Raw genomic sequence first — 13,197 nt, forward strand, 5'->3', positions numbered from 1 at the left:
ATTGAATCAGCGATGCTACGTCCATTCGCTGAACGACGCAATGGAGCTACCATGAAAACGTCTGCTGTTTCCCCCGGTCGCGCGGGACTTTTCCTGTTGTTAACCGGCCTGATGTTGCCCCAGATCGACACCTCGATCACCAACGTCGCCCTCGACTCCATCACCGCATCACTGCACGCCAGCCCCACCCAACTGGAGCTGATCGTCGCACTGTACGGCGTGGCGTTCGCCGTCTGCCTGGCGATGGGCAGTAAACTTGGCGACAACTATGGCCGCCGCCGTCTGTTTATGTGGGGCGTGGCAATTTTTAGCTTCGCGTCCTTACTGTGCGGGCTCGCGAACTCAATCACCGCCCTGCTGGCCGCCCGCACCTTACAGGGCGCAGGGGCAGCGCTCATCGTGCCGCAAATTCTCGCCACGCTGCACGTGACGCTGAAAGGGAGCGCCCACGCTCGCGCCATCAGCCTGTACGGCGGCATTGGCGGCATTTCGTTTATCGTCGGGCAGATGTGCGGCGGCTGGCTGGTTTCCGCGGATATTGCCGGGCTCGGCTGGCGTAATGCTTTTTTTATCAACGTGCCGATAGGCCTGCTGGTGCTGGCCTATAGCCGCCGCTACGTGCCGGAAACCCGCCGCGATGAGCATACCCGAATCGACTGGCAGGGCACTTTTAGCCTTGGACTGATTTTGTGCTGTCTGCTGTTCCCGATGGCGCTGGGGCCGGAACTCCGCTGGCCGTGGCCGCTGCGCCTGATGCTACTGGCGATTATTCCGCTGCTGTGGTGGATGCGTGCCAGCGCGCTACGTCAACAGCGACGCGGCGAGCATCCTCTGCTGCCCCCGCGTCTGCTCCAGCTCGCCAGCGTCCGCTTTGGTATGGCGATCGCCCTGCTGTTTTTCAGCGCCTGGTCCGGCTTTATGTTCTGCATGGCGCTCACCATGCAGTCTGGTCTGGGCATGGCGCCATGGCAATCGGGTAACAGCTTTGTGGCGCTGGGCGTAGCCTATTTCGTCTCGGCGCTGTATGCGCCTAAGCTGATTACTCGCCACAGCATGGGGCGGATTCTGCTTGCGGGTCTGGCCATACAGATAAGCGGTCTGCTGCTGCTGATGGCAACCTTCCATCATTTTGCGCATGCGACAACCGCTCTGGCGCTGGCGCCGTCGACGGCGCTGATTGGCTACGGTCAGGCGCTGATCGTGAACTGCTTCTATCGGGTAGGAATGCGCGACATCACCGCCAACGACGCGGGCGCCGGCAGTGCGTTGCTAAGCACGCTACAGCAGGCCACGCTGGGCCTCGGTCCCGCGGTGTTTGGTTCATTGCTGCTGGCGCTCATGCATAGCCACCGCGGCAGCTATACCGATGCGATGATCGGCTTTCTCGGCGTAGAAGCGGTGATGATGCTGGCGCTTGCGGTCATCGCTATCTGTCTGCGCCATCATTTAAACCACCGTCCGGCGCTGGCAACGTCGTAACCTTAAGTTCCTGTATAGCCGTTTGCATAATATAGCCATCGCAGCCATTATAATTAGCTGGCTATACAGGAGATGTTATGCAGGAACTGATTACACAGATAGAAGAGATGGGCATTGAAATAAACCATACCAATTCATTGTTCATCATTTTTGGTATTATTTTTCTCACTGCCATCATTGTCCATCTGATACTCCATCGGGTGGTGCTACGCACCTTTGAAAAACGCGCGCAGGCCAGCAGCCATTTATGGCTGCAAATTATTACGCAGAATAAACTTTTCCACCGGCTGGCGTTTACCCTGCAGGGGATTATCGTCAACGTGCAGGCCGTACTGTGGCTGCAAAAAGGCAGCGATGCGGCGCAAATATTAACCACCGCCGCCCAGCTGTGGGTGATGCTTTATGCGCTGCTGTCGTTCTTCTCGCTGCTGGACGTTATTTTTAACCTGTCACAGAAGCTGTCGTTCTCTTCGCAGCTACCGCTGAAGGGGATATTCCAGGGCGTTAAGCTGGTCAGCGCGATCCTGATTGGCATTCTGATGATTTCGCTACTGCTGGGGCAATCGCCGGCTATTTTAATCAGCGGCCTCGGGGCAATGGCGGCGGTATTAATGCTGGTATTTAAGGATCCGATTCTCGGTCTGGTGGCGGGAATTCAGCTTTCTGCAAACGACATGCTGAAGCTCGGCGACTGGCTGGAGATGCCGAAATACGGGGCCGACGGCGCGGTAACCGATATTGGTTTAACTACCGTCAAAGTGCGGAACTGGGATAATACCATTACCACCATCCCCACCTGGTCGCTGGTCTCTGACTCATTCAAAAACTGGAGCGGCATGTCGGCTTCGGGCGGCCGTCGCATTAAGCGCAGCATTAATGTTGATACCACTAGCGTGCATTTTCTTGACGAGCAAGAGCAACAGCGGTTAATTCAGGCACGCCTGCTAAAACCGTATATGGACTCGCGTCATGAGGAAATTAGCCTGTGGAATCAGGAGCACGGCGGCGATGGCTCTGTGCTGAACCTGCGCAAGATGACCAATATTGGTACCTTCCGTGCCTACCTCAATGAATATCTGCGTAACCATCCGCGCATTCGCAAAGATATGACGCTAATGGTTCGCCAGCTGGCACCGGATAATAACGGTTTACCGATTGAGATATACGCCTTCACCAATACCGTAGTGTGGGCGGAATATGAAAGCATCCAGGCCGATATTTTTGACCATATTTTCGCCGTGGTCGAAGAGTTTGGCTTACGGATTCATCAGTCGCCGACCGGTAACGATATTCGCGCCCTGGCAGGCGCGATGGGGCAGCAATAATCAGGCGCTGGCGCGTGAAATAAAGCGCCAGTCCAGCATGGTTCGTTCTGGACGGGCGTCGGGGTTTTCGATTTTGTTGAGCAGCAGCGCGACGGCGTGGGCGCCAATCTCACGCGACGGCTGCTCCACGGTCGTCAGCTGCGGTGACACCATTTCGGCCAGCTCCGTACCGTCAAAACCCACCACCGCAATATCCTGCGGCACGCGCAGCCCCGCCTGCTCCACGGCGCGCAGGGCTCCCGCCGCCAGCGCGTCGGATACCGCAAACACGGCATCAGGACGCGGGTTCATCGCCAGCAGCTTTTTCATCGCCGCCTTGCCCGCAGCGGCGCTAAGGTCGCTGGCGTATTCTACCGGTTGGTACGCCAGGCTTTCCCGCGCCAGCACGTTCTTATAGCCCTGTTCACGCAGGCGCGCATATTTGTAGTTGAGGTCATGGTTGATAAGCGCAATGTGCCGACGCCCGAGCGCCGCCAGATAGCCCACCGCATGTTCGGCAGCCTTGACGTCGTCGATCCCCACGCAGGAAACGTCGCCCGCATCAGCGTACTCGGCGCACTGAACCCACGGCGCGTCGCCAATCACGGTCGTCAGCTCCGGCAGGCGGGTAAACGCATCCATAGTGATAATACCGTCGACCATTTTGCCGGTCAGCAGACGCAGGCCGGATTTCGAACGCTCAATATCCGAACCGGAGTTGCACAGCAGAATACGGTAACCGTTCTTTTCCGCCGCTTCTTCGATGCCCTTCACCACCTCGGCGCAGAACGGGTTGGCGATGTTCGATACCATCACCAGAATCATTGAGCTACGCGCCGTGCGTAGCTGTCGTGCCAGCAGGTTAGGCTGGTAGTTGCTCTCTTTAATGGCCTGAAGAACACGCTCGCGGTTTTTCGCCTTCACCGTTTCGCTGTTGTTCAGCACGCGCGACACGGTCGCTACCGAAACGCCCGCCAGCTGAGCGATTTTCTGAATTGACATACAACGCCATTCCCTGCAGTTAACGCTTTGCGTGCAGGCTACCACAAAAAACGTGCCCGGCGTACCGGGCACAGGGTTATTGTTCAACGTGTATCCAGCGTCTCTGCTGATGGCTTTTCACAATAGCATCAACAATATACATCACATTCGCCCCTTCACTGAACGAGGCAAAACGGCGTTCAGCGGCGGCTGGCATTTTCCCACTCTGCACGGCACGGTAGAAATACCCCATCATATTTTTAAACGCGTCAGGCCAGCCTTCACTATGACCGCCGGGGAAGTGTGCCTGCCCGGCCACGTCGCCGTTCAGCAGCCCGGGGTCATCGCTCAGCAGTTGGTTGGGCTGGCTACGCTGACCAATCCACAGCTGTTGCGGCGTTTCCTGATCCCAGGCAAGCGAACAGGCGCTGGCGTTAATATCAAAATACAGACGATTTTTACGCCCGGCGCTGACCTGCGAGACGCTAAAACAGCCCTTGCTGCCGTCATCGAAGCGGAACAAAACCGAGCCGGCATCCTCCGTCGTGACCGGGACATCGCGATACGCCAGCGCTTCGCCGCGTTCGCTAAACGTTGCCTGAGCGTCAGGGCTGGCCTTGCGCGTCGGCCAGACGATAGCCAGATCGGCCATCACTTCCACAATTCGCCGTCCGGTAACAAACTGCACCGTGTCACACCAGTGCGATCCGATGTCGGCCACCGCGCGCGATACGCCTCCCTGCTCCGCATCGACTCGCCAGTTAAAGTCGTGTTCTAGCAGCATCCAGTCCTGATGATAGCCGCCGTAGGCTGAAAACAGACGGCCGGTCTGGCCTGCACGCATCATACTGGCCGCCTGCTGTACCATCGCAAACTGGCGATAGACGAAGCTGACGCCGTGGACCACGCCCGCATCCTGCGCCATTTGTTCCAACTCGCGCGCCTCCTCCGGCGTCATGCACAGCGGTTTCTCAGAGAAGACATGTTTCCCCGCACGTAAAATCTGCCGGTTGACCGAGGCGTGCAGAAAATTAGGCGTACAGTTATGCACCACCTGTAGCCCAGGATGCGCCAGCAGCGCCTCGACATCACCGTAGGCGGATGGAATATTGAGCTGCCGCGCCTTTGCCTGCGCCTGCTCCAGCGAAGCATCGCACAGCGCCACCACCTCAACATCCCCCAGTCGCCTCAGCGCTTCAATATGCGCCGGGCCAATAAAACCTGAACCCACTATACCAACCTGAATCATCCACGAACCTCGCTACCGGCGGCAAAGTCATCAAACGCCCGCGCGGAGACGGGGATGATATGCCGCTGAATAAATTCACTGCCTTCGCGTGCGCCGGTTTGCGCATCCTTGAGGCAGCACTCCCACTCCATCACCGCCCAGCCGTCAAAGTCGTACTGGGTTAATTTGCTGAATATCTTCTTGAAATCAATATCGCCGTCGCCCAACGAGCGAAAACGCCCGGCGCGCTGCGCCCAGTTCTGATAGCCACCGTAAACGCCGCTACGCCCGTTGCGCTGAAACTCGGCGTCTTTAACGTGAAAAGCGCGAATGCGCGAATGGTAAATATCGATATAGCTAAGATAATCAATATGCTGCAAATGCAGATGGCTAGGGTCATACAGCATATGGCAGCGTGGGTGATTCCCCACCTGCTGCAAAAAACGCTCGAAGGTCACGCCGTCATGCAGATCCTCACCGGGGTGGATCTCGTAACACAGATCGACGCCGTGCTCATCAAAGCAGTCGAGAATTGGCCGCCAGCGGCTTGCCAGCGCCTTAAACGCCTCATCCAGCAGCGCCGCATTGTGCGGCGGCCACGGATAAAAATAGGGCCAGGCCAGCGCACCGGAGAAAGTCGCATGCGCCTTCAGACCCAGGCGCGCCGAAGCCTGCGCCGCCATTTTAACGCTGGCGACCGCCCACTGCTGCCGCGCCGTCGGATCGCCGCGCAGCGCCGCCGGAGCAAAAGCATCAAAAGCGCTGTCGTAGGCTGGGTTAACGGCGACAAGCTGCCCTTTCTGATGCGTTGACAGTTCGCTGATAGCCAGCCCGCGTTCCGCTAACCGCCCGGCGATATCATCACAATAGGTTTGGCTCGCCGCCGCCTGCGTCAGGTCGAATATCGTCGGGTGGTTGCACGGTAGCTGTAGCGCTTTAAAGCCCAGCCCCGCCGCCCACTCCGCCAGCCCGTCCAGCGTATTAAACGGCGGCTGACCGCTGATAAACTGCGCCAGAAAAATGCCCGGTCCCTTGATAGTTTTCATACCCTCTCCTTAAAAATTCACGCCTGCTCTTGCTCGTTGTATTTAAACGAGACAAGGAAAATCAATGCGATAACCACCGCTGCGACGGCGGGAATCCACCAGAAACTCACCCAGGCCGTCGGAACGGTTTGCCCGGCCACCAGATGGTTATACAGCGCGCCGGAAATCTGCGATCCGAGCAACATGCCGATACCGTAGGTAAACATCACCACCATGCTTTGCGCCTGCCCTTTGACCTTTTCGCCCGCCACGCGGTCGGTATAGATAAAGCCCACCACGAAGAAGAAGTCGTAGCACACACCGTGCAGCAGAATGCCGAGATACAGCAGGAAGCGCGTTTCTTCATTGATGCCCAGCGCAAAGAACATGTAGCGCACGAACCACGCCAGCATGCCAATCAGCAGCATGTACTTCACGCCAAGACGCCGGAACAACAGCGGGATAATCAGCATGAAAATAATTTCTGACATCTGGCCGAAGGACATCGCGGTACTGACATCCGCGACGCCCGCATCGGCCAGGAACGAGGCGGTATAGGCGTAGTAGGTGCCTAGCGGTACCGAGATCAGCGTGGCGCAGACCGCAAATACCAGGAAGTGACGGGTTTTCAGCAGCGCAAAAGCGTCGGCACAGAACAGATCGCGCAGCTTGAGCGGCTGCCCTTTTGCCGGGGCTGGCGTGTGCGGCAGCGTCAGGCTATACACCGCCAGTACGACCGAACACAGCGCCGCCAGCGTAAAGATGCCGGTGGTATCCGAAATACCGGTCACGCCAATAAAAATACCGGCGATAATCCAGCCAATGGTGCCGAATACGCGCACCACCGGGAACGTTTTGTCGATATTGCTCAGACTGTGGAACGCAATATTGTTCGTCAGCGCCAGCGTCGGCATATAGCAAAGCGTGTAGCCAAACAGCAGCGCTATCAGCATCGCGCCATTTTGCGCCACCAGCGCCTGCGGTACGAACCACAGAATCGCCGCACCCAGCAGGTGCATGACCGCCATGACCTTCTGCGAAGCAAAAAAGCGATCAACCAGCATCCCCAGAACGAACGGCGATAGAATCGAGGCAATCGGCCCCGCAGAAAAAGCATCACCAATCAACAGCGACATGTTGTACTGGGTCATGACCAGCCCGAGCGTGACCGACCAGCTTCCCCAGATAAAAAACTGCATAAACATCATAAGCGACAGGCGCGGCACTAACAGCCGGTGCTGTACGCCGCTACGTTCACGACTTTCCGTTGTAGACACCATGTTCTCACCCTCAAAAGTAATCGATTACAAATACAGCTCACGTGAAAAGTAATCGATTACAAAAATAAGATCGCGCGTGTCAGTTCGGTTTTGCGAGAACGGTCACGATAAACGAGCAGCGGGAAATTTAAACAGAATGCGCAAAAGACGCGCAGAGTGCGGCAGAAGGCGGCTCAGTGCGCCGCCTTCTGATTAAGCGATCACGCCTTACGGCGCAGCGTTTTAAACGCGACAAACAGGAACAGCACCCACACCGGCAGCAGAATCGCCGACAAGCGCATACCGTCCATCGTGCACATCAGCACCAGAATCATCAGCAGGAACGCAATGCAAACGTAGTTACTGGCCGGAGCCAGCAGCGCTTTGAACTTCGGCTCGCGTCCTTTACGGCGCATCGCCGAGCGGAACTTGAGGTGCGCCATGCAGATCATTATCCAGTTCAGCAGCAGCGTTGCGACCACCAGCGCCATCAGCAGGCCAAAGGCTTTCTGCGGCAGCAGATAGTTAACCAGCACCACCAGCGAGGTGATCGCGCCCGACAGCAGCAGCGAGTTAACCGGCACGCCGCGGCGGCTGACCCGGGTCAGGAAACGCGGCGCGTTGCCCTGCACGGAAAGGCCGAACAGCATGCGACTGTTTGAGTAAACGCCGCTGTTGTACACCGACAGCGAGGCCACCAGAATGACGAAATTCAGCGCAGAAGCCACCACGTTACTGTCAAGATTGTGAAAAATCATTACGAACGGGCTGCTATCTGACTTGATGCCCTGCCACGGATACAGCGCCAGCAGTACAATCAGCGAGCCGATATAAAACAGCAGGATACGGTACACCACCTGGTTGACCGCTTTTGGAATAGTGGTTTCCGGGCTGCGCGCTTCCGCCGCCGTGATACCAATAAGCTCCAGACCGCCGAAAGAGAACATAATGACCGCCAGCGACAGAATCAGCCCCTTCCAGCCGGTGGCGAGGAAACCGCCGTCGCGCCAGAGGTTGTCAATGCTGGCATGATCGCCGCCGCGTCCGGTGGCCAGCATCCAGATCCCAAAGCCGATCATGCCAATAATCGCCAGCACTTTAATCAGCGCAAACCAGAATTCGGTTTCGCCGTACAGGCGCACGTTGACCAGATTGACGGCATTAATCAGGATGAAGAACCCCGCCGCCCAGATCCAGGTCGGCACGTCCGGCAGCCAGTATTGCATATAGATCCCGGCGGCGGTCAGCTCGGCCATGCCTACCAGCACGAACATCACCCAGTAGTTCCAGCCGGAAACAAAACCAGCGAACGGCCCCCAGTATTTATAGGCAAAATGCGCAAACGAGCCGGATACCGGCTCTTCCACCACCATTTCGCCGAGCTGGCGCATGATCAGAAAAGCGATAATACCGGCAATGGCGTAACCCAGTACCACCGCCGGGCCTGCCATCTGAATGGCTGGGCCGATGCCAAGGAACAGGCCGGTACCGATGGCGCCCCCGAGGGCGATAAGCTGGATATGGCGGTTTTGTAACCCGCGGTGAAGCGTCGGCCCCTGCTCCGACGAAGCATCCGGTTGATTCTGGCTGGATGCTGAGGACGCGTTTTTCACGTCTAACCCCTGTAGCTTTTATAGGAAGGGGCACCTTTTAACACTTAGCGCGGCTTGCCGCAAGGCAATCAGTACCCGGACGACGGAAACAAAAAGCCCCGGAAGGACGAGCGTTCCGGGGCAATAACCTTATTTTTGCAATGACTTAGAAGTCGTAGCTGACTGCGACTTTCAGCGTACGCGGCTCCCCCTGATAGAGGTAAACACCGGTGTCGTCGACCCCGGACCAGTATTTTTCATTGGTCACGTTGGTCACACCCACGCGCCACACCAAATCGTTTTGTTCCTGGTTGAGGTGCATGCGATAGCGCATCCCTAAATCCAGCGTAGTGTAGCTGTCGAGTTTTTTGGTGTTGGCACTATCAGCATACTGAGAACCGGTATAGTTGACGCGCGCGGTGGCCGTCAGACCGTCAACCGGTTTAATGTCATACTCTGCACCCAGCACCGCATAGAAGCGGGACACGCCGATCGCATCGTTGCCATCGTTCAGGCCGCCTTTGGTTTTGGTCATTTCAGGATCGATCCACAGCGTACTGCCGTTCAGGCGCAGGCCGAGTACCGGCTCGCCGAAGACGTTCAGCTCAAGGCCCCGGTTGCGCTGTTCACCATCCATGCGGTAGTAGCCGTCGTTATCCAGAACCCCGGACGGTTTGGTAATCTGGAACAGCGACAGCGACCCGCCGACGCGGGCGTAGTCAATCTTAACGCCCACTTCATCCTGTTTGGAGTGCGCGATCCCAATGCTCTGACCATAGTTTTTTGCCGTTTTCGGCGCATTGTCCGCCGGCTGAAGGGCTTCCGTGTGGTTGGCATACAGCGACACCGTTTGCCACGGCTTGTAGACCAGGCCAAAAGTGGGCATCCAGCGACTTTCGGTAAAGCTGGAGGAGGTGGTCTCCAGGCCCGTCTCGTTGCTGTAGTTACGAATCACCACCTTCTGATTGCGCGCCGCGGCGGTAAATAGCAGCGTATCGTCAAAGAATCCGACGGTATCGCTGAACAGCCAGCCCTGAGTACGGTTACGCGCAGTCACCAGCGGATCGTGATAGTTACCGCCCACCGATGCGTACGCTGGCATGCTCACATCATGGTTGTTGTAAATATTAACGACCGGGTTGGCTTTACTGTTCGACATACGCCAGGCGGTGGCATCGCTGCGGATCTGCGCGGAATAGCCAACGTTAACATTGTGTGACACCACGCCAGTGTTAAAGCGACCGCGAATGCCCCCCATACCACTGAAGCTATCGATAATACGGTTAGTATCCAGACGCCCGATGGTGGCATCGCCGTTGATGTTGGTCAGCTTCGGTGCGCCATAGATCCCCTGCTCGTGCGCATGCTGCGCGCCTAACCCCGCGTAGGTGGTCCAGCTGTCGTTCAGATCGTATTCCGCTTTGGCCATACCGAATTCATTTTCGATATCGCTGTAGCCCCACTTCTGTCCGGTATTTTTGCTGTTGTCCGGGACTTTCGGCACTTCGCTAATCGCCGCGAAGCCTATGCCCATCTCACCGCCGTGGAAGGTCTTTTTCTGGTAGCCAAAATCGAAGGATGAACGGAAGCGATCGCCACGGTAATCCAGACCCAACGAAGCCAGCGTAGTGCGGCGATTATCGTTATCGATACGGCCTTCCCCTTCACGGTGCAGCACGTTGACGCGCACGCCGAACTGATTGTCATCACCGAAGCGACGGCCAACATCCAGCGAACCACCCACCTGAGAATCGCTGGTGTAATCCACGCCAATACGCGTCGTTGGGATATCTTCAGCGCGTTTCGGTTCAAGGTTAATCATGCCGCCCACGCCGGAACTTGCAGCGCCGTTCACCAGCGCATTCGCCCCTTTGAAGACCTCAATACGCTCCAGCATTTGAGTATCCACTACCTGACGTGGTACTACACCAGGGAGACCGCCCATGGTCATGTCGTCGCCATCGAGCTTAAAGCCGCGGATGCGATAGGTTTCAGCAAAGTTGCCGTAGCCTTGTACTGCCTGTACGCCAGCGTCGTTTTTCACCACATCAGCGATGGTTTTCGCCTGCTGATCCTGCACCAGCTTCGAGGTATAGCCGATAACGTTGAACGGGACGTCCATCGCTTTCTGCTCGCCCAGCATCCCCACGCGCCCACCATGAGCCACCTGCCCATCAAGGTAGGCGGGCACCAGTTGTTCACCACCGGCCTTAAAGTCGCCGCCATCGACACCCTGAACAATCATCGTTTCAGGCTGTTTTTTGGCCGTTGCCGCATCATCAGCCTGTGCGGCGGGCATAACGGCGCTTATCGCCAGAGCCAGCGCGGAGAGTTTGGTTTTCATATAAGCATTCCCGGAATCAAAAATCACCGATGGCGACAGCAGGTTTAGCGTGATCTCATGCTTCAGCGCCCCCGTAAGCTACCCTCATCGATTGCCGAGTTTGCCGCACCATACCGGTGAATAAAAAAGAGAACGAGAACTATACTCATTATCTTTGCGTAATCAAGTGTCAATAGACGTGACTCAAAACAGGTTGTCATCTAAGAACGATGGCGCGACGTGCGACGGCTTCGTGCATAATCAGCGAACCGTTTGACGAGGAATTCTCCGTGCTCCCCAAGATTCTGCTCACCATGGCCGCCTTTGCCGCCAACTCCCTGCTCTGTCGGCTGGCGCTAAAAGGTATGCATATGGACGCCGTCTCTTTCAGCGCCCTCCGCCTGATCAGCGGCGCGGTCGCGCTGCTGCTTTTTCTACGACTGTCCGGCATCCCCAAAAAACCAGAGTTCAATGGCCTGAACGCGGCGCTGCTGGCCCTTTACGTTTTCGCCTTTTCACTGGCCTATCTGTCATTAACGACCGCCGCCGGCGCGTTGTTACTCTTCGGCACGGTGCAGTGCGTGATGACCGGCTGGGGGCTGATGCGTGGAGAACGGCTGACGTGGCTCAAAAGCGTGGGCATGCTGGGGGCAATGGCCGGGCTGGCGTTGCTGCTCTTGCCGGGCGCGGGTCATCCTTCCGGCGGGGCGGCGTTGCTGATGATGATCTCCGGCGCGGCCTGGGCGGCCTACTGTATTACCGGCAAAAAGGTCCAGAACGCGGCGGCGGCCACGGCAGGCAATTTTACGCTGGCCGTACCGATGGCGCTGGTCGCGCTCGTGCTGAGCGGCGTGCCCATCCACGCCGATGCGGCGGGGCTGCTGCTGGCCGTCACGTCGGGGGCGCTGATGTCTGGCGGTGCCTACCTGCTATGGTATTCCATCCTACCGCGACTGAGCCCAACCACTGCCAGCACGCTCCAGTTGAGCGTTCCCTGCCTCGCGGCGCTGGGTGGCCTTATCTTCATGGGCGAAACGCTCGATACGCGGATGCTGGTGGCTATCGCACTGACCCTGTCCGGGATCGGGCTAGTGATTGCCGCCGACCGACGAGGCAGAGGCTTCACGCCATAGCGTGGGCAGATGAGCAAGCGCCTCTTCGATGATAGGGCGTTTATCGCTGCCGGGACGCCAGATAACCACCATCGTCTGGCTGATACCCTCGTTGCCCACCACCGTAGGCACGACGGAGACTCCGGCCCATTGCGATGCATGAAAATGCGTGGGTAAAAATCCCCATCCGCATCCCGCCTCTATCAGACTGCGTACCATTTCCCGCTCATTGCTAAAAATCACGCTTCCCGCAATTTGCAGCCGACGGGACACCGGTATGTCGCTCGCCGGGTGCATCACGATCTGCGGAATAAGCGACAGGTCAAGCAGTGAACAGGGCAGCACTACATCGGCAAAACGCCTCTGCGAGGCGTAGAAATTCATCTCAACGCTGCCGAGCGCGCGCCACTCCATTTCATTACCAAGGCTGCGATTATGGGCCTGAAAAAAACCCAAATCGGCCTGCCCAGCTGCTAACGCGCTCTCCCCTTGCTCACGCGTTGTACAGGTCAGACTCAAGCGCACGTTGCGTTTGGCCATCTGCGCAATCAGTGCCCGCAGAAAGGCGCGCGGGGTGAAGGGATCGTACATGACCTCAAGCGACTGAACATCGGTGGCCGGTACCTGATGCGCAAACTGCTCAAATGCCCGCGCCTGGCGAATCAGCAGATGGGCCTGACGATGAAGCAGCTCGCCTTCAGGCGTAAGCTGCAGCGACCGTCCCTGACGAACAAACAGTTCATAGCCCAGGCCATCCTCAAGAAGATCGATCAAATCGCGTAGCGTCGTGCGGTCTTTTCCGAGCCTGATAGCCGCCTTGACGAGGCTGCCATATTCGGCAACGGCGGTGAAGGCTTCAAGCTGGGCAAGTGAATACGACAATGACGGCACACC

10 protein-coding genes are annotated in these 13,197 nt (G+C 57.4%); 3 read left to right on the plus strand and 7 right to left on the minus strand.

What is annotated here, in order from left to right; translation table 11 throughout:
- Positions 1-51 precede the first annotated feature (51 nt).
- Both H7R56_RS17545 and H7R56_RS17550 read left to right on the plus strand, forming a co-directional pair.
- Positions 52-1,479 carry an MFS transporter gene (locus H7R56_RS17545; protein WP_106924754.1) on the plus strand — a complete coding sequence of 476 codons (1,428 nt, stop codon included), beginning with the start codon at positions 52-54 and terminating at the stop codon, positions 1,477-1,479.
- A 77-nt stretch (positions 1,480-1,556) separates the two neighbouring features.
- The gene (locus H7R56_RS17550) at positions 1,557-2,804 is read left to right on the plus strand and encodes a mechanosensitive ion channel family protein (RefSeq protein WP_106924755.1); all 1,248 of its coding nucleotides are present in this window, start codon (positions 1,557-1,559) and stop codon (positions 2,802-2,804) included.
- Here the strand turns inward: H7R56_RS17550 and H7R56_RS17555 are convergent, their stop codons facing one another.
- The 6 genes from H7R56_RS17555 to H7R56_RS17580 all read right to left on the minus strand — a co-directional run bounded on the left by H7R56_RS17555 (position 2,805) and on the right by H7R56_RS17580 (position 11,212).
- The gene (locus H7R56_RS17555) at positions 2,805-3,785 is read right to left on the minus strand and encodes a LacI family DNA-binding transcriptional regulator (RefSeq protein ID WP_106924756.1); all 981 of its coding nucleotides are present in this window, start codon (positions 3,783-3,785) and stop codon (positions 2,805-2,807) included.
- A gap of 76 nt (positions 3,786-3,861) precedes the next feature.
- Positions 3,862-5,013, minus strand: coding sequence for a Gfo/Idh/MocA family protein (locus H7R56_RS17560; RefSeq protein ID WP_106924757.1), 1,152 nt, complete (start codon positions 5,011-5,013; stop codon positions 3,862-3,864).
- Positions 5,010-6,038 carry a sugar phosphate isomerase/epimerase family protein gene (locus tag H7R56_RS17565; RefSeq protein WP_182928317.1) on the minus strand — a complete coding sequence of 343 codons (1,029 nt, stop codon included), beginning with the start codon at positions 6,036-6,038 and terminating at the stop codon, positions 5,010-5,012. Before H7R56_RS17565 ends, H7R56_RS17560 begins: the two co-directional genes overlap by 4 nt.
- Before the next feature lie 17 nt (positions 6,039-6,055).
- Positions 6,056-7,297, minus strand: a complete 1,242-nt coding sequence (locus H7R56_RS17570) for an MFS transporter (protein ID WP_106924759.1) — start codon at positions 7,295-7,297, stop codon at positions 6,056-6,058.
- A 200-nt stretch (positions 7,298-7,497) separates the two neighbouring features.
- Complete coding sequence (gene pheP / locus H7R56_RS17575) at positions 7,498-8,889, minus strand: phenylalanine transporter (protein WP_106924760.1); 1,392 nt, start codon at positions 8,887-8,889, stop codon at positions 7,498-7,500.
- A 145-nt stretch (positions 8,890-9,034) separates the two neighbouring features.
- Positions 9,035-11,212: a TonB-dependent receptor gene (locus H7R56_RS17580; protein ID WP_182928318.1), complete on the minus strand. Its 2,178-nt coding sequence runs from the start codon at positions 11,210-11,212 to the stop codon at positions 9,035-9,037.
- Between the two features lie 269 nt (positions 11,213-11,481).
- Between H7R56_RS17580 and H7R56_RS17585 the strand changes: the two genes are divergently transcribed.
- The gene (locus H7R56_RS17585; RefSeq protein WP_106924811.1) at positions 11,482-12,324 is read left to right on the plus strand and encodes a DMT family transporter; all 843 of its coding nucleotides are present in this window, start codon (positions 11,482-11,484) and stop codon (positions 12,322-12,324) included.
- Here the strand turns inward: H7R56_RS17585 and H7R56_RS17590 are convergent.
- Positions 12,280-13,194 carry a LysR family transcriptional regulator gene (locus tag H7R56_RS17590; RefSeq protein WP_106924761.1) on the minus strand — a complete coding sequence of 305 codons (915 nt, stop codon included), beginning with the start codon at positions 13,192-13,194 and terminating at the stop codon, positions 12,280-12,282. The two genes, H7R56_RS17585 and H7R56_RS17590, sit on opposite strands and share 45 nt — an antisense overlap.
- Between the last annotated feature and the right edge of the window lie 3 nt (positions 13,195-13,197).

The organism is Klebsiella sp. WP3-W18-ESBL-02 (assembly GCF_014168815.1).
In the GTDB taxonomy this organism is placed as follows: Bacteria; Pseudomonadota; Gammaproteobacteria; order Enterobacterales; family Enterobacteriaceae; genus Kluyvera; species Kluyvera ascorbata_B.

What these genes read in the sequence shown, in the direction of transcription:
- H7R56_RS17545 (WP_106924754.1), top strand. Translation starts at nt 52, where the DNA reads ATGAAAACGTCTGCTGTTTCCCCCGGTCGCGCGGGACTTTTCCTGTTG.
- H7R56_RS17550 (WP_106924755.1), top strand. Translation starts at nt 1,557, where the DNA reads ATGCAGGAACTGATTACACAGATAGAAGAGATGGGCATTGAAATAAAC.
- H7R56_RS17555 (WP_106924756.1), bottom strand. Translation starts at nt 3,785, where the DNA reads ATGTCAATTCAGAAAATCGCTCAGCTGGCGGGCGTTTCGGTAGCGACC.
- H7R56_RS17560 (WP_106924757.1), bottom strand. Translation starts at nt 5,013, where the DNA reads ATGATTCAGGTTGGTATAGTGGGTTCAGGTTTTATTGGCCCGGCGCAT.
- H7R56_RS17565 (WP_182928317.1), bottom strand. Translation starts at nt 6,038, where the DNA reads ATGAAAACTATCAAGGGACCGGGCATTTTTCTGGCGCAGTTTATCAGC.
- H7R56_RS17570 (WP_106924759.1), bottom strand. Translation starts at nt 7,297, where the DNA reads ATGGTGTCTACAACGGAAAGTCGTGAACGTAGCGGCGTACAGCACCGG.
- H7R56_RS17580 (WP_182928318.1), bottom strand. Translation starts at nt 11,212, where the DNA reads ATGAAAACCAAACTCTCCGCGCTGGCTCTGGCGATAAGCGCCGTTATG.